This is a genomic window from Enterobacter sp. SLBN-59 (genome assembly GCF_024807915.1).
GTDB lineage: Bacteria > Pseudomonadota > Gammaproteobacteria > Enterobacterales > Enterobacteriaceae > Enterobacter > Enterobacter asburiae_B.
In genome coordinates, this window is record NZ_JANUFI010000001.1 from 3,496,070 (window position 1) to 3,510,975 (window position 14,906).

General features: G+C 53.7%; 13 protein-coding genes. 1 reads left to right on the forward strand and 12 read right to left on the reverse strand.

From position 1 onward, the window contains the following. Positions 1-63: 63 nt before the first annotated feature. The gene (locus M2422_RS16695) at positions 64-3,177 is read right to left on the reverse strand and encodes an efflux RND transporter permease subunit (protein ID WP_064673386.1); all 3,114 of its coding nucleotides are present in this window, start codon (positions 3,175-3,177) and stop codon (positions 64-66) included. Positions 3,178-3,188: 11 nt separating this feature from the next. Next, positions 3,189-4,328: an efflux RND transporter periplasmic adaptor subunit gene (locus tag M2422_RS16700; RefSeq protein ID WP_064673385.1), complete on the reverse strand. Its 1,140-nt coding sequence runs from the start codon at positions 4,326-4,328 to the stop codon at positions 3,189-3,191. Positions 4,329-4,713: 385 nt separating this feature from the next. On the opposite strand from M2422_RS16700, the gene envR reads away from it, so the two are divergent. Continuing rightward, positions 4,714-5,433 (forward strand): acrEF/envCD operon transcriptional regulator, encoded by a 720-nt coding sequence (envR, locus tag M2422_RS16705; protein ID WP_074399187.1) that lies wholly within the window; start codon positions 4,714-4,716, stop codon positions 5,431-5,433. On the opposite strand, the gene M2422_RS16710 is transcribed toward envR, so the two are convergent. From M2422_RS16710 to accB, 10 genes are all read right to left on the reverse strand, one after another. Next, on the reverse strand, positions 5,349-7,430 hold the full coding sequence (locus tag M2422_RS16710; protein WP_064673384.1) for a bifunctional diguanylate cyclase/phosphodiesterase: 2,082 nt from the start codon (positions 7,428-7,430) through the stop codon (positions 5,349-5,351). The genes envR and M2422_RS16710 overlap by 85 nt on opposite strands. Positions 7,431-7,569: 139 nt before the next feature. Further along, positions 7,570-7,734, reverse strand: a complete 165-nt coding sequence (locus tag M2422_RS16715) for a DUF2556 family protein (protein ID WP_023309432.1) — start codon at positions 7,732-7,734, stop codon at positions 7,570-7,572. Between the two features lie 177 nt (positions 7,735-7,911). Beyond that, on the reverse strand, positions 7,912-8,208 hold the full coding sequence (fis, locus tag M2422_RS16720; protein ID WP_000462905.1) for a DNA-binding transcriptional regulator Fis: 297 nt from the start codon (positions 8,206-8,208) through the stop codon (positions 7,912-7,914). Positions 8,209-8,231: 23 nt separating this feature from the next. After that, positions 8,232-9,197: a tRNA dihydrouridine synthase DusB gene (gene dusB, locus M2422_RS16725; RefSeq protein ID WP_023309409.1), complete on the reverse strand. Its 966-nt coding sequence runs from the start codon at positions 9,195-9,197 to the stop codon at positions 8,232-8,234. 330 nt (positions 9,198-9,527) lie between these two features. Continuing rightward, positions 9,528-10,268, reverse strand: a complete 741-nt coding sequence (locus M2422_RS16730; RefSeq protein ID WP_033146772.1) for a carbonic anhydrase — start codon at positions 10,266-10,268, stop codon at positions 9,528-9,530. Positions 10,269-10,396: 128 nt separating this feature from the next. Then, complete coding sequence (prmA, locus tag M2422_RS16735; RefSeq protein WP_047650964.1) at positions 10,397-11,278, reverse strand: 50S ribosomal protein L11 methyltransferase; 882 nt, start codon at positions 11,276-11,278, stop codon at positions 10,397-10,399. Between the two features lie 11 nt (positions 11,279-11,289). Further along, positions 11,290-12,741 (reverse strand): sodium/pantothenate symporter, encoded by a 1,452-nt coding sequence (gene panF, locus M2422_RS16740; RefSeq protein ID WP_064673383.1) that lies wholly within the window; start codon positions 12,739-12,741, stop codon positions 11,290-11,292. Next, positions 12,731-12,973: a YhdT family protein gene (locus M2422_RS16745; protein WP_064673382.1), complete on the reverse strand. Its 243-nt coding sequence runs from the start codon at positions 12,971-12,973 to the stop codon at positions 12,731-12,733. The genes panF and M2422_RS16745 overlap by 11 nt, the downstream gene beginning before the upstream one ends. A 108-nt stretch (positions 12,974-13,081) precedes the next feature. Then, positions 13,082-14,431, reverse strand: coding sequence for an acetyl-CoA carboxylase biotin carboxylase subunit (accC, locus tag M2422_RS16750; RefSeq protein WP_023333644.1), 1,350 nt, complete (start codon positions 14,429-14,431; stop codon positions 13,082-13,084). Positions 14,432-14,441: 10 nt separating this feature from the next. Next, positions 14,442-14,903 carry an acetyl-CoA carboxylase biotin carboxyl carrier protein gene (accB, locus tag M2422_RS16755; protein WP_010436174.1) on the reverse strand — a complete coding sequence of 154 codons (462 nt, stop codon included), beginning with the start codon at positions 14,901-14,903 and terminating at the stop codon, positions 14,442-14,444. Positions 14,904-14,906: the final 3 nt, after the last annotated feature.

Sequence of the window (14,906 nt, forward strand, 5' to 3'; positions counted from 1 at the left end):
AAACCTAATTCGTTGTTTAAGTTAAAAATAAAAAGGCACCAGAGGTGCCTTTTCAGGGAAACATTAACCTTTATGGTGAGTAAACCGTCGCCGAACAACCACAAAGAAAACGGGCACGAAGAAAATCGCCAGAAGCGTTGCGGAAAGCATTCCCCCCATAACGCCCGTACCGACGGCGTTTTGCGCGCCGCTCCCGGCCCCGGTGCTGATCACCAGCGGCATGACGCCAAGAATAAAGGCCAGAGACGTCATCAGGATCGGTCGAAGGCGCATCCTGGAAGCTTCCAGCGTGGCTTCAATAATGCCTTTGCCTTCTTTATCCATCAGGTCTTTAGCAAATTCGACGATCAGGATGGCGTTTTTCGCCGATAAACCAATCGTCGTCAGCAGGCCGACCTGGAAATAGACGTCATTGTTTAACCCGCGCAGCGACGCTGCGAGAAGAGCCCCAATGACCCCAAGCGGCACAACCAGCATAACGGAGAACGGAATGGACCAGCTTTCATACAGCGCAGCAAGGCACAGGAACACCACGATCAGTGAAATGGCGTACAGGGCAGGCGCCTGGTTACCCGAGAGCCGCTCCTGATAAGACATCCCCGTCCAGTCATAGCCGATGCCGGAAGGCAGTTTTGCCGCGAGACTTTCCATCATAGCCATGGCCTCACCGGTACTTTTACCCGGGGCTGATTCACCCAGTATCTCCATAGAGGGCATCCCGTTATAGCGTTCCAGACGAGGTGAACCATACACCCAACGAGCGTTGCTGAAGGCTGAAAACGGGACCATTTCCCCATTCGCGCTGCGCACGTAAAGGTTATTAATATCTCCCGGCAACATACGGAATTTTGCGTCGGCCTGTACGTAGACCTTTTTCACTCGGCCATGATCGATAAAGTCATTCACATAGGTGCCACCTAAGGCCGTCGAAATCGTCTGATTGACGTCAGAAAGGCTGACGCCCAGCGCCTGCGCTTTCTCCTGATCGACATCCAGCTTGAACTGAGGCGTATCTTCAAGACCGTTAGGGCGCACGCGAACCAGCAGGTCAGGGTGCTCATGCACCATGCTGAGCAGTTGGTTACGCGCCTGCGTCAGCTGGGTATGCCCCAGGTTGGCCTGATCGATCAATTCAAAATCGAAGCCCGTGGCGGTACCCAGTTCGATAATTGCAGGCAGGTTAAACGGGAACACGAGGCCATCTGTAATTTGACTGAAGGCTTTTGTCGCGCGACCCACAATGGCTTCAACGCCGTTTTCCGCCCCCGGGCGCTCCTCCCAGGGCTTCAGGCTGACGAAGGCAATACCGGCATTCTGACCCTGGCCGCTAAAGCTAAAGCCGTTTACGGTAAAGACGGATTCCACGTTCGCCTTTTCGTTGTTCAGATAGTAATCCTGAACCTGATCGAGGACCTGCTGAGTACGCGTCTGGGTTGCACCCGCCGGGAGTTGAACCATCGTCATAAACACCCCCTGATCCTCTTCGGGCAGGAAGGAGGTAGGCAAGCGCAGGAAGAGCACCGCCATCCCACAGACGATAATGACGTACACCGCCAGATAGCGCCCTGTCTTACGCAAAATACCGCTCACGCTGTTGCTGTAGTGCTCCACGCTTTTATCAAAGAGCGCATTAAACCAGCCGAAGAAGCCACCTTTCTTCTCATGATGGTCGCCGGATACGGGCTTAAGCAACGTTGCGCAGAGTGCGGGCGTAAGGATTAGCGCAACCAGTACGGACAACGCCATAGCGGAAACGATAGTCAGCGAGAACTGACGATAGATCGCCCCCGTCGAGCCGCCAAAAAAGGCCATCGGAATAAAGACCGCCGAGAGCACCATGGCGATCCCCACCAGTGCACCCTGGATCTGCTCCATCGACTTCTGCGTGGCCTCTTTCGGCGGCAGTTTGTCTTCGACCATGACGCGTTCAACGTTCTCAACGACCACGATAGCATCATCGACCAGCAGACCTATCGCCAGCACCATACCGAACATCGTCAGGGTGTTGATGGAGAAACCGAATGCCGCCAGAACCGCAAAGGTACCCAGCAGAACGACCGGCACCGCGATAGTCGGGATGAGCGTCGCCCGCAGGTTTTGCAGGAACAGGTACATGACCAGGAAGACGAGAATGATTGCTTCAAACAGGGTCTTCACCACTTCGTGAATGGAGATTTTCACAAAAGGGGTGGTGTCATAGGGATAGACAACTTTCAGCCCCTGCGGGAAGAACTGCTGCAGTTGCGCCAGCTTGCTCTTAATGGCTGCCGCGGTGTCCAGCGCATTTGCCCCGGTTGCCAGCTTAATCCCCAGGCCGGTTGCCGCCTGCCCGTTGATTTTAGTGACCATGTTGTAGTTTTCGCCACCCAGCTCAATACGAGCCACGTCCTTCAGATGAACCATCGAGCCGTCCTGATTCACCTTGAGCGTCACGCGGCCAAACTCCTCCGGTGATTTCAGGCGGGTTTGCGCGATGATTGAGGCATTCAGCTGTTGCCCGGGAATGGACGGCGTTCCGCCCAGCTGGCCCGCTGCTATCTGGTCGTTCTGCGTTTTCAGCTGGTTGATAATATCCTGCGGCGTCAGCTGGTATTTGTTCATCGCGTTGCTGTCGAGCCAGATGCGCATCGCATACTGAGCGCCAAACAGCTGAACATCACCGACGCCAGACGTTCGGCTGATGGCATCTTTAACGTTCGAAGCGACATAGTCAGAGATGTCATTCTGCGTGAGATTTTTGTTGTCTGAAACAAAGCCGGCGACCAGCAGGAAGCTGCTGCTGGATTTCTCCACGCCAATCCCTTGCTGCTGAACCTCTTGCGGCAGCAGCGGCATGGCGAGCTGCAGCTTGTTCTGCACCTGTACCTGGGCGATGTCCGGATCGGTTCCTGACTCGAAGGTCAGGGTGATGGTGACGTTACCCGCTGAATCGCTGGTGGAGGACATATACATCAGCTTATCGATACCGTTCATGTTCTGTTCGATAACCTGGGTCACGGTATCCTGTACCGTTTGAGCGTCCGCTCCCGGGTAAGTCGCGGATATCGCCACGGCGGGAGGAGCAATGGTCGGATACTGTGCGACGGGAAGTTTGAGAATGGCCAGCCCGCCTGCAATCATCAAAATGATGGCAAGTACCCAGGCGAAAACCGGTCTTTGAATAAAGAAATTAGCCATGTCGTCGTCCCTTAACCGGCTGGCGTCGTGGTGATATCAGGCGTGGCGACGACGGTTACCCCGGGTCTGACTTTCTGTAGCCCGCTGACAATCACGCGGTCACCGTTTTTCAGCCCTTCCGTCACCAGCCAGCGATCGCCAATTGCCTGAGGGGCCACGACGGTTCGCGGCTCAACCTGATTTTTATCATTCACCACCAGGACGGTTGCATCGCCTCGCGGTGTACGGGTCACGCCTTGCTGTGGTACCAGAATCGCCTCCGGCTGGGTGCCTTCATCAATGCGGGCGCGAACGAACATGCCGGGTAACAACAGATGCTGAGGGTTCCGGAAAATGGCGCGCAGGGTAATCGAGCCGGTACTTTCATCGACCGTGACGTCAGAGAACTGCAATGTGCCTTTTAGCGGGTAGGGCTGCCCGTTCTCCATCAGCAGCTCAACGTTGCTGGCGATATCACCTTTTTGCAGGCTTGTCTGTTTCAGGCGCATAAAATCATTACTGGACTGGGTGACATCAACATAAATCGGATCGAGAAGCTGGACCGTTGCCAGCGCTGCGGCTTGCCCGTTCGTCACCAGCGCCCCTTCGGTCACGCTGGATTTTCCGATACGACCATCAACCGGAGAGGTCACTTTGGTGTAGGCAAGGTTGATACGTGCGCTCTCAACACCCGCTTTTGCGGCAACCACGCTGGCATCTGCCTGCTGAGCCGTCGCCACGGCCTGGTCATACTCCTGCTTACTGACATACTGGGTGCCTACCAGAGGGAGATAACGTTTCACCGTCAGGTGCGCAATATTGGCCGCCGCCTGAGCCTTCGCCAGTTCGCCTTTCGCGCTGTCATAGGCTGCCTGATAGGGCGCAGGATCAATCTGGTAAAGTGACTCGCCCGCTTTTACATCGCTACCCTCCGCGAAGTTACGGCGCAGGATAATGCCGCTAACCTGAGGACGAACCTCCGCAACGCGAAATGCATCTGTTCTGCCCGGGAGTTCAGTGGTGACCGCCAGAGGCGCGCTTTTCACAATATGCACGCTGACCTGAGGCGCCTGCTGGTGTTGCTGTTGATTTTCCTGACCATCGCATCCAGTGAGCAGTACCGCGCAGACAATGAAACCGGATAAGGGCAAACGTCTGAAATGATTCGTCATTACTGTTCCTTTAAATACCCATTCACCGATATATGCCGCGAATCGGTAGCAGGGGCAGAGGGATAAAAATAAAATGTAGCTGCGTATAATAATGAGGGTATTTAATGTTTTTTAATTTATAAGTGCGAATGACCATGCTCGTAGAAAAAATCAGAATCAGACCGGGTCCATTCAGGGATATACTTCAGGCATGTTAATCAGGTAAATGAATTTAATGTTTTTAATTATTCACTCCGCCAATTTAATTGGAGCGATATATTTATATTGATTATAAATTAAGACGGGTGACTTTTTTTGTGCAAAATTAAAACGGCTTTTAGTGAATACTTACATTTGCATGAACGCAATATTACTTTTAAACCTTGTGAGTAACGAGTAGTTGCCTATGGCGCGTAAAAAGAAAGAAGAGGCTCAACAAACCCGGCAGCAGCTGATTGAGGCGGCTATTGAACAGTTTGCGACGCGGGGCGTAGCCAGCACGACGCTGACGGATATCGCTGATGCTGCTAAGGTGACGCGCGGCGCGATCTACTGGCACTTCACCAGTAAATCTGAAATATTTAATGCCATCTGGGAACAGCAATTACCGCTTCGCGAGATTATTCACGACAGGCTTTCCCTTTCCGATAGTGACGATCCATTGTTAAAACTTCGTGAGCAATTTATTACTGCGCTGCAGTATATTGCCCATGAACCCCGGCAATGTGCGCTTTTACAAATTCTGTATCATAAGTGTGAATTTAGCAGCGATATGATTTCTGAACGTGAAATCAGAAAGCGTATCGGATTCAACGATGACACGCTACGCGCCACGCTGGAGACCTGTATTTCGCGAAACATCATTTCGCCACAGGTGAATGTTGATCTCACCATGATTGTATTCCACGCTTTTTTTAGCGGAATAATTAAAAACTGGTTAATGAATAACGACAGTTTTAATCTTTATCAGCAGGCTCCCGCTCTGGTCGATAGCATACTGGCGACACTCCCGGTTATTCGCGTGTCGCCAGATGAGGGTGCTTATTGCTCAGCGCCGGGTAACATTTCCCCTCGGGCACAAAGTGCTTCTATGGTCTGCGCGCTGACGGGTTTACCTAACAGATAACCCTGAAGGGTGTTACAGCCCAGCTCGGTTAAAAAGGCTTGCTGCGCTTCGGTTTCCACACCTTCAGCCACAACTTTCAGGTTAAGTGTTTTAGCGAGAGCCACAATCGCAGAGACAATAGTGGCATCCTCGCTCTCGCCGCTGAGCTCTTGCACAAACGCCCTGTCGATTTTCAATTCACAGGCCGGTAAGCGCTTGAGGTACAGCAGGCTCGAATATCCGGTGCCAAAATCATCAATGGAGGCCTTCACCCCCGCATTCGTCAGCTCTGTCAGCACCCGTACGCTCTCATCCGGGTTGCTCATCGCCGTGGTTTCCGTCACTTCGAGGATCAACATTTCCGGTGGCACCTGGTGAAGTGCCAGGCAGTCGAGAACCGTTTTAACCAGCGAAGGTTGTTCAAACTGCAGTGTCGACAGGTTTACCGCCATTGACCAGCTTTGATGTCCCTGAAGATGCCATTCCCGCAGCTGGCGACAGGCTTCATTAATCACCCAGTTGCCAATCGGGACGATCAGCCCCGTTTTTTCCGCCAGCGGCAGAAAAAGGTCCGGCGTCAGTAACCCTTGCTTAGGATGCTGCCAGCGCAACAGCGCCTCGAATCCGAGGACCGGGCCCGCCGGGGCGTGAAATTTTGGCTGATACAGCAGGCGCAGCTCATTGCGATCGATCGCCATCCACAGATCGTTCATTAACTGGAGATGGGTCTGCGCCAGGGTGTTCATGGAGGGCTGGAAGAAGTGATAACCGTTACGGCCCATATGCTTCGTGTGATACATCGCCGCGTCGGCGTTAAACATCAGCTCACGCTCGGTTTTGCCGTCGTGAGGGTACAGCGCGATACCAATGCTGAGGGTCACCACCAGTTCATAGGGGCTAAGATTGAACGGGCTATCGATCGCGCGCACCAGCGAATTCGCCAGCGATGCCGCGTCGTCCGGACCTTCTCCCTCTGCCAGCAGAACAAATTCATCACCGCCGATGCGTGCAAGTGTGAACTGGCCCTTCAGGAGAAGCAGCAGGCGCTGCGTAACGGCGACCAGCAGCCTGTCACCGACATCATGGCCGTAGGCATCATTGATGGCTTTAAAGCCGTCAAGATCCATGAACATCAGGGCAAAGTGGTTCCCTTCACGATCGGCTTTGCTGATGGCCTGATCGAGTCTGTCTTCCAGCAGGATACGGTTGGGCAGACGCGTCAGGGTATCGTGTAGCGCCAGCTGAGCGAGTTCCCGGTTAGCTTCTGCCAGCGACGAGGCCAGAAGGGCGGTGCGTGCCTGAAGGCGGGCATCCAGCATCGACACCAGCAGGGTGATCCCAAGAATTGAGAGCGCGACGACGCTGACCAGCACCGCCAGCCAGCTCCCGTTGATACCCTCATGGTGAACCATTGTGGACATCGGAAACTGCGCCGCTTTCATCCCGGCATAGTGCATGCCGGCAATGGCAATTCCCATCGTGATGGCGGCACCCATGCGCATCAGCACGACCTGCGCGGCTTCGCGACGCAGGCGGAAGGTCAGCCATAATGCCGCGAGTGAAGCGGCAAGCGCAATCACGACCGAAATGGCCACCCAGACCTTGTCCCAGATTATCCCGGGCATCACCTCCAGCGCCGCCATGCCGGTGTAATGCATGGCCACAATACCGCTCCCCATCACCAGCGCGCCGGGCAGCAGTCGGCGCAGGCGTAGTTGCTCGCAGCTCACAAGCCATAGCGCAAACAGCGACGAACCCACGGCGATGACCATAGATAATACCGTCAGGGTGGCGTTGTAGCTCATGCTCATGGAGAGGTCCATCGCCAGCATGCCGATAAAATGCATGGCCCACACGCCAATCCCCATAGCAATACCGCCGCCAGCCAGCCAGACGCGGGCAGCGACACCTTCACTCCCGGCGACGCGTGCAGCCATGTTCAGCGCGGTATACGCAGCAAGAATGGCAACAACAAAGGAGAGGACGACAAGGATATGGTTGTATTGGCTGACCAGCATGGACGGTTCTACTCGAGTGTGGGGTTACGCTAGAGTGGTTGAGAAGGGCGAGACATTATCACCGTCAGGTAATGGCTCAAAGGGATTTAAATCCCCGTTTTTAGTGGGTAATAAGGGGGTGATTTGCGCAATCGGGCGGTTAGTCGAGCTCTGAGCAGTTCACGAGTTTCAGCGGATTGACGGAGTTCATATTGCGACACTTATCGGTTTCGGTGCTCATCAGTTCAATCCACTGCATAAGGAGTGTATCGAAAATGAGAACGGAGATTGCAAAGACAACCAGCCACCAGTATTTACGAATCATTGTGTCATTCCGCGAGAAAATCGCCAGTAAGGTGGGGGAAATATACACGAAAAACTGGGGTTGAAAAGCAGGAGAGGCGAAGGTTTACAATGCGTTGACGGAGAAGCGCAGGTAATAAAAAAGGCGCTTCCCCATGCCGAAGAGCGCCTTTTTAAACAAGCATTTAACTGATTAGTATCAGTTCATGCCGTATTTTTTCAGTTTCTTACGCAGAGTACCACGGTTGATACCCATCATCAGCGCAGCGCGGGTTTGGTTACCGCGGGTGTATTGCATCACCATGTCCAACAGTGGCTGTTCAACTTCAGCCAGTACCAGCTCATACAGGTCATTAACATCCTGACCGTTCAGTTGAGCAAAATAGTTCTTCAGTGCCTGTTTAACCGAGTCACGCAGGGGCTTTTGAGTTACCTGGTCCTGAGAGTTAACGGTAGAAACGGTCAGTACGTCAGAATTTACGCGTTGTTCGAACATAGTTCTGTCAGCTCTTTATTTCATTACGCAAGATTTTCGAAGTATGCCTCCAACGCCTCCAGCTGTACGCTGGCATCCTCTATGGCGTTGAATGTGCGCCGAAACTGGTCATCTGGAGCGTGCTCCTGGAGATACCAGGAGACGTGTTTACGCGCAATTCGGTACCCTTTTGCCTGACCGTAGTGGTCATGCAGTTCCCGAACATGCGAACAAAGCAAGCGCTTAACCTCTGCCAAAGGCAGCGGGGCAAGCAGCTCCCCAGTGTCCAGATAATGCTGGATTTCCCGGAAGATCCAGGGTCTTCCCTGAGCTGCACGTCCTATCATCAGAGCATCAGCTCCCGTATAGTCGAGTACAGCCCTGGCTTTAAGCGGGTCAGTTATGTCGCCATTCGCGATAATCGGAATGGAAACTTTCTGCTTAACTGCCCGAATGCTGTCGTATTCAGCTTCACCGTTGAACAAACAGGCGCGAGTGCGTCCATGGATGGTCAGGGCCTGAATGCCACAGTCTTCGGCCAGTTGGGCAATCTCTACACAGTTACGGTGTTCCGGCGACCAACCCGTGCGAATCTTCAACGTAACAGGAACGTCCACCGCGCTGACAACCGCCGTCAGGATAGCTTTCACCTGGTCGGGGTATTGCAGAAGGGCTGAACCTGCAAGCTTGCGATTCACCTTTTTGGCCGGGCACCCCATATTGATATCAATAATCTGGGCACCACTTTCCACGTTAATCCGCGCGGCATCTGCCATCTCTTCAGGCACGCTTCCGGCAATTTGCACGGTGCGGATACCTGGTTCATCAACGTGCACCATCCGAAGGCGGGATTTATCGCTTTCCCAAACCTGCGGGTTAGACGACATCATCTCGGATACGGTTAAACCGGCTCCCATCTCATAGCACAGCGTCCTGAACGGCCGGTCTGTAATACCTGCCATTGGGGCTGCGATCAGGCGATTTCTAAGCTGGTGGTGTCCGATGCGCATGAGTTAAGAAATGACCATACTGTGACTGCAAGGCGGCGTATATTACGCATTTTTTGCACGAGATGAAAGGCCAAACTTTGAACAATCCACTGTTGTAGATCAAGGAATCGCCGCCCAATCTTCCCGTTAAAAATTATTCATTATTTAAATCATTAAGTTATATGGTAATGGTTATTTTATGGGCGCTTACAATTTCCCGTAACTTCTCATCATTTCTGAATAAATGCGTCGCTGAAGCGGGATAATCTGCTGTTTTTAACAGCAGATTTCCCCACTTCTTTGCGATCTGCGTCGCATTTTAGAACATGATCGTCATGCGAAAAATGCGTGTTATTCGACCACGACGCGCCCATGCAGCGATTGTACCGGACGGTTATTATCGTGATGCATTGTTCGGGTGAATCTGGCAAGTTGTTCTGCAGAAACCGTCAGGGGCTGCTTAAGTACAATCCAGGTAACGCCTTCTGAACACGGTGGAGTGGTCAGTGAACCGCTAAAGCGCCAGTACGTTTTATTTTTTGGCAGCAGTTTGTTCAGGTTGAGATCCTGTTTGATGGAGACGTTCTGCTCGGCCTGCTGAGGCATAACGCGCCACAGTTTTTCAAGCTCCGGGTTTGCGGCCCCTTTATCAAACATGACCGCCACCACCGTCAGTTCCCCACTGGCATTTTTATGAACCAGATGCATTTCCATCGCGTACCTCTTGCCATGTACGGTGTTTTCGCTCGGCGCGTGGAAATGGAACTGCTGTAACGTCCAGGTTTGCTTATCGAGAGTAAGGGTATCGCGGGTGTTCGCCTGTTCACCTGCCTGAATGGTATGGCCATTGTTCGTCAGCGTAACAGGGCCGTCAACGTAGTGGGTTTGTAGCGGGGAGAGATGGGCGTTAGTGGTCGAATCAATATTAACAGGAGACTGGTTCATACCGCTTTGACAGGTCTTGTATGCCTCGTCCATCTCGCCCCAGTGTTGCGGTGAACCTTCCCCTTCATAGCTCCAGTGTGATGCAAATGCTGAAGCCGAAATCATGCTCAGCGCCAGCAGCGCTGCCTTGCCTGTAACGTGTGTCATCATATTCTTCCGGTGAATTTTTGTAATACAAATAAACATGATTTGTAGGGTTATTTTACCGAAGAATGAACGGGGGAGAGAGGATTATCAGAGGGTGAGAGGCGTGGTCAGATGACCACGCCAGATTCTTATTTTTTACGCCCGGTGATGCGGCACCACTCTTCTTTTTCCACCACCGGGTCGAGGGCAAAGAGATCGGCGTAGGCTTCACACACGCTGTCGGCCTGGCTTGCCAGGATACCGGAAAGCCCCAGCAGACCGCCCTCAACGGGCAGCACGCTGATTAACGGGGCCAGTTCGCGCAGTGGGCCCGCCAGAATGTTAGCGACCACCACATCGGCTTTCATGGCGTCTGGCTGAGCATCCGGCAGATACAGCTCCAGACGATCGGAGACGCCGTTACGCTCGGCATTATCGCGGCTGGCCTGAATCGCCTGCGGATCGATATCGATCCCGATGGCTTTTGCCGCGCCCAGCTTCAGGGCTGCAATCGCGAGGATCCCGGATCCACAGCCGAAGTCGATCACTGTCTTACCGTCCAGATCCAGACCATCCAGCCACTGCAGGCACAGAGACGTGGTTGGGTGAGTACCGGTACCAAACGCCAGACCCGGGTCGAGCATCACGTTGACTGCGCTTTCATCAGGGACATCGCGCCAGCTCGGACAGATCCACAGACGTTTGCCGAACTGCATCGGGTGGAAGTTATCCATCCACTCGCGTTCCCAGTCTTTGTCTTCCAGCTGTTCGATTTTATGCACGAAACCCGCGCCCAGCAGAGGATGATTCTCCAGAATCGCGACAACCTCTTTCATATCGGTTTCGGCATCAAACAGGCCAATAACGTCGGTATCACCCCACAGGCGGGTTTCGCCCGGCAGCGGCTCAAAGACCGGCGTGTCATGCGTGTCCTGGAAGGTGATAGAGACCGAACCGGCCTCCATCAGCGCATCGCTCAGCTCTTCGGCGTTCGCGCCGGTTGTGTTCAGTTTTAGTTGGATCCACGGCATGGCAAAACTCTTTATTTATCAGTAGAAATCATAGCGGGTTGTGGGACGGGCTGACCGAAACGGTTCCCCACCACAAACGCCAGTAAACTTAGCAGTAACGAAGGCACAATCGGATGGAAGCCCAGGTACTGAATCTTAAACGTTGCGAGGACGGCGTAAAGCACGCCGCCGACAATCATCGCGCTCAGCGCACCGGCGGCATTCGCGCGCTCCCAGTAGAGCCCTAACACCAGCGGCCACAGGAATACCGCTTCAAGCCCACCAAATGCCAGCAGGTTCAGCCAGATAATCATCTCCGGCGGGCGCCACGCGGCTAACAGCAGCAATGCCCCTAACAACAGAGTAATAACGGCCGACATGCGCTTCAGGCGCCGTTCATTCTCTGCCTGCTCAGGACGCAGGTTCAGATAGAGATCTTTTATGATCGTAGCGGAACTTTGCAGCAGCTGAGCGTTGATGGTCGACATAATGGCGGCCATCGGTGCGGCGAGGAAGATCCCGGCGGCAAATGGCGGCAGCACTTTAACCATCAGGGTTGGGATAACCAGATCGGGTACGGTAAGGTCAGGAATAACTGCCCGACCTAACGCGCCCGCCAGGTGCATACCAAACATCAGGATCGCAACCACGATAGTGCCGATAATGATACCTCTGTGCACGGCTTTGCTGTCTTTGTAAGAGATACAGCGTACGGCGGTATGCGGCAGGCCAATCACCCCAAAGCACACCAACACCCAGAACGAGGTCATAAAGGTTGGCGAAAGGATGTCATCCGCGCCCTGCGGCGAAACCAGTTTTGGATCGATCGTCTCGAGCGTTTCAACCGCATGGCTCAGGCCGCCCGCGGCGTGGACGATGCCGACCAGCAGGACAAGAGTGCCGATAAGCATAACCATGCCCTGCATCGTATCGTTCAGCACGCTGGCTCGGAATCCGCCAAACGCGGTATACAGCGCAATGCTGACTCCGAAGATGATCAAGCCTGTCTCGTAGGGAATACCCGCTGCCGTTTCCAGCAGGCGTGCCCCGCCGATAAACTGTACCGTCATTGCGCCAATAAAGGCCACCAGCAGGCTTAAGCTGGCCAGCCACACCAGTAAACGGCTCTGATAGCGGGCAAACAGCATATCGTTGAGCGTCACGGCATTATAACGGCGCGCCAGAATGGCAAATTTTTTACCCAGTATGCCCAAAGAGAGCCAGACGGCAGGAAGCTGGATCATCGCCAGCAGCACCCAGCCTAACCCGTATTTATAGGCCGCACCGGGCCCGCCGATAAACGAACTGGCGCTGATGTAGGTCGCGGTCAGCGTCATGGCCAGCACGACGCCGCCCATCGAGCGGCTACCCAGAAAATACTCGTTCAGGAAGGTGCCCGTCGTTCTTTTACGCATGGCGTAAACGGATAAACCAAACACCACTAACAAGTAAGCGATAAGCGGCAGAATGACTTCAAGCTGCATCATCGTCCTCCAGCGGAATATCGCGATAAATGAATTTCACCATTGCCCAGCACAGCAGGATGAAGACCAGCGGTACCAGCAGACACGCCATTTCGAACCAGTGCGGCAGGCCGGTGATGCCAATAGCGGAGTCAGATAAGTAAGCAGTTACTAACCATGCAGCGAGATAGAGAAGGGTCAGCCACAGCGCCCAGCGCGCTTCTTTATGGGCCTGAACAAAACGTTTGTCCATTTTTTGTCCCTTGTGGATGAAGAAAGCGGGGATTGTACATGATGGGGCCTGGGGATCCCCAGAAATAAAAAAGGCCGGATAATCCGGCCTTTTAGCAACACAGGTCTCTTACTTCTCGTTCAGACCGAGTTTTTTCTCCAGATAGTGGATGTTGGTTCCACCATTCTGGAAGTGCTCGTCGCTCATAATACGCATCTGCAGATCAACGTTGGTTTTGATACCGTCGATGATCAGCTCCTGCAGGGCGTTTTTCATGCGGGCAATCGCCACGTCACGGTTTTCGCCGTAGCAGATAAGCTTGCCGATCATTGAGTCATAATACGGCGGTACGGTGTAACCGGCGTAGATATGAGACTCCCAGCGCACACCAAAGCCACCCGGCGCGTGGAAACGCGTGATTTTACCCGGGCTTGGCAGGAAGGTGTTCGGGTCTTCGGCGTTGATACGGCACTCTACCGCATGGCCTTTCACCACAACTTCTTCCTGCTTGATGGACAGCGGCTGGCCTGCAGCGATACGCAGCTGTTCTTTGATCAGGTCAACGCCAGTGATCATTTCGGTAACCGGGTGTTCAACCTGAATACGGGTGTTCATTTCGATGAAATAGAACTCGCCGTTTTCGAACAGGAACTCAAAGGTACCTGCACCGCGATAGCCGATATCGACACACGCTTTGGAGCAACGCTCGCCGATGTAGCGACGCAGTTCCGGGGTAATGCCCGGTGCTGGTGCTTCTTCGACCACTTTCTGGTGACGACGCTGCATGGAGCAGTCACGTTCTGCCAGATAGATCGCGTTACCCTGACCGTCAGCCAGCACCTGAATTTCGATGTGGCGTGGGTTTTCCAGGTATTTTTCCATGTACACCATGTCATTGCTGAAAGCGGCTTTCGCTTCTGCTTTGGTCATGGAGATGGACTGCGCCAGTTCAGCATCGCTGCGCACAACGCGCATACCGCGACCGCCGCCGCCGCCGGACGCCTTGATGATAACCGGATAGCCAATGCGTTTAGCATGAGCACGGTTAGCATCCATGTCGTCGGTCAGAGGGCCGTCAGAGCCTGGTACGGTTGGAACACCGGCTTTTTTCATCGCGGTGATTGCAGACACTTTGTCGCCCATCAGGCGGATGGTGTCGGCTTTCGGGCCGATGAAGATGAAGCCAGAGCGTTCAACCTGCTCAGCAAAGTTGGCGTTCTCAGAGAGGAAGCCGTAACCCGGATGAATTGCCACCGCGCCGGTGATTTCAGCGGCGCTGATGATAGCCGGGATGTTCAGATAGCTTTTTACGGACGGAGCCGGGCCAATACAGACCGTCTCATCCGCCAGCAATACGTGTTTTAAATCGCGATCCGCGCTTGAGTGCACAGCGACGGTCTTGATGCCCAGTTCTTTACAGGCACGAAGAATACGCAGTGCGATCTCGCCGCGGTTGGCGATAACAATTTTATCCAGCATGTACGCCTCGTTACTCGATGACGACCAGCGGCTCGTCAAATTCAACCGGCTGACCACTTTCGACCAGAATCGCTTTCACAGTACCTGATTTGTCTGCTTCGATCTGGTTCATCATTTTCATCGCTTCAACGATGCACAGGGTATCGCCTACGTTGACTTTCTGACCCACTTCGATGAACGCCTTCGCGTCCGGGCTCGGGGTGCGGTAGAAAGTACCAACCATTGGGGAACGTACGATGTGACCACTGATTTCTGCTGCAGCGGCAGGTGCGGCTTCAGCTGCTGGCGCAACGGCTGCAGAGAGCGCAGGCTGCTGCACTGGCGCAGCATAAGCTTGCTGCATTACCGGGAAGCTAGCGGCTGGGGCTGCACGGCTGATGCGTACAGACTCTTCGCCTTCAGAAATTTCCAGTTCGGAGATGCCTGATTCTTCAACCAGCTCGATCAGTTTTTTAATCTTACGAATATCCATGAG

Bases quoted from the DNA above. Each gene is read 5' to 3' on its own strand.
- M2422_RS16710 (WP_064673384.1), bottom strand. From the start codon at position 7,430: ATGCTGGTCAGCCAATACAACCATATCCTTGTCGTCCTCTCCTTTGTT.
- accC (WP_023333644.1), bottom strand. From the start codon at position 14,431: ATGCTGGATAAAATTGTTATCGCCAACCGCGGCGAGATCGCACTGCGT.
- fis (WP_000462905.1), bottom strand. From the start codon at position 8,208: ATGTTCGAACAACGCGTAAATTCTGACGTACTGACCGTTTCTACCGTT.
- M2422_RS16715 (WP_023309432.1), bottom strand. From the start codon at position 7,734: ATGATTCGTAAATACTGGTGGCTGGTTGTCTTTGCAATCTCCGTTCTC.
- prmA (WP_047650964.1), bottom strand. From the start codon at position 11,278: ATGCCGTGGATCCAACTAAAACTGAACACAACCGGCGCGAACGCCGAA.
- M2422_RS16700 (WP_064673385.1), bottom strand. From the start codon at position 4,328: ATGACGAATCATTTCAGACGTTTGCCCTTATCCGGTTTCATTGTCTGC.
- envR (WP_074399187.1), top strand. From the start codon at position 4,714: ATGGCGCGTAAAAAGAAAGAAGAGGCTCAACAAACCCGGCAGCAGCTG.
- M2422_RS16745 (WP_064673382.1), bottom strand. From the start codon at position 12,973: ATGGACAAACGTTTTGTTCAGGCCCATAAAGAAGCGCGCTGGGCGCTG.
- dusB (WP_023309409.1), bottom strand. From the start codon at position 9,197: ATGCGCATCGGACACCACCAGCTTAGAAATCGCCTGATCGCAGCCCCA.
- accB (WP_010436174.1), bottom strand. From the start codon at position 14,903: ATGGATATTCGTAAGATTAAAAAACTGATCGAGCTGGTTGAAGAATCA.
- M2422_RS16730 (WP_033146772.1), bottom strand. From the start codon at position 10,268: ATGACACACGTTACAGGCAAGGCAGCGCTGCTGGCGCTGAGCATGATT.
- M2422_RS16695 (WP_064673386.1), bottom strand. From the start codon at position 3,177: ATGGCTAATTTCTTTATTCAAAGACCGGTTTTCGCCTGGGTACTTGCC.
- panF (WP_064673383.1), bottom strand. From the start codon at position 12,741: ATGCAGCTTGAAGTCATTCTGCCGCTTATCGCTTACTTGTTAGTGGTG.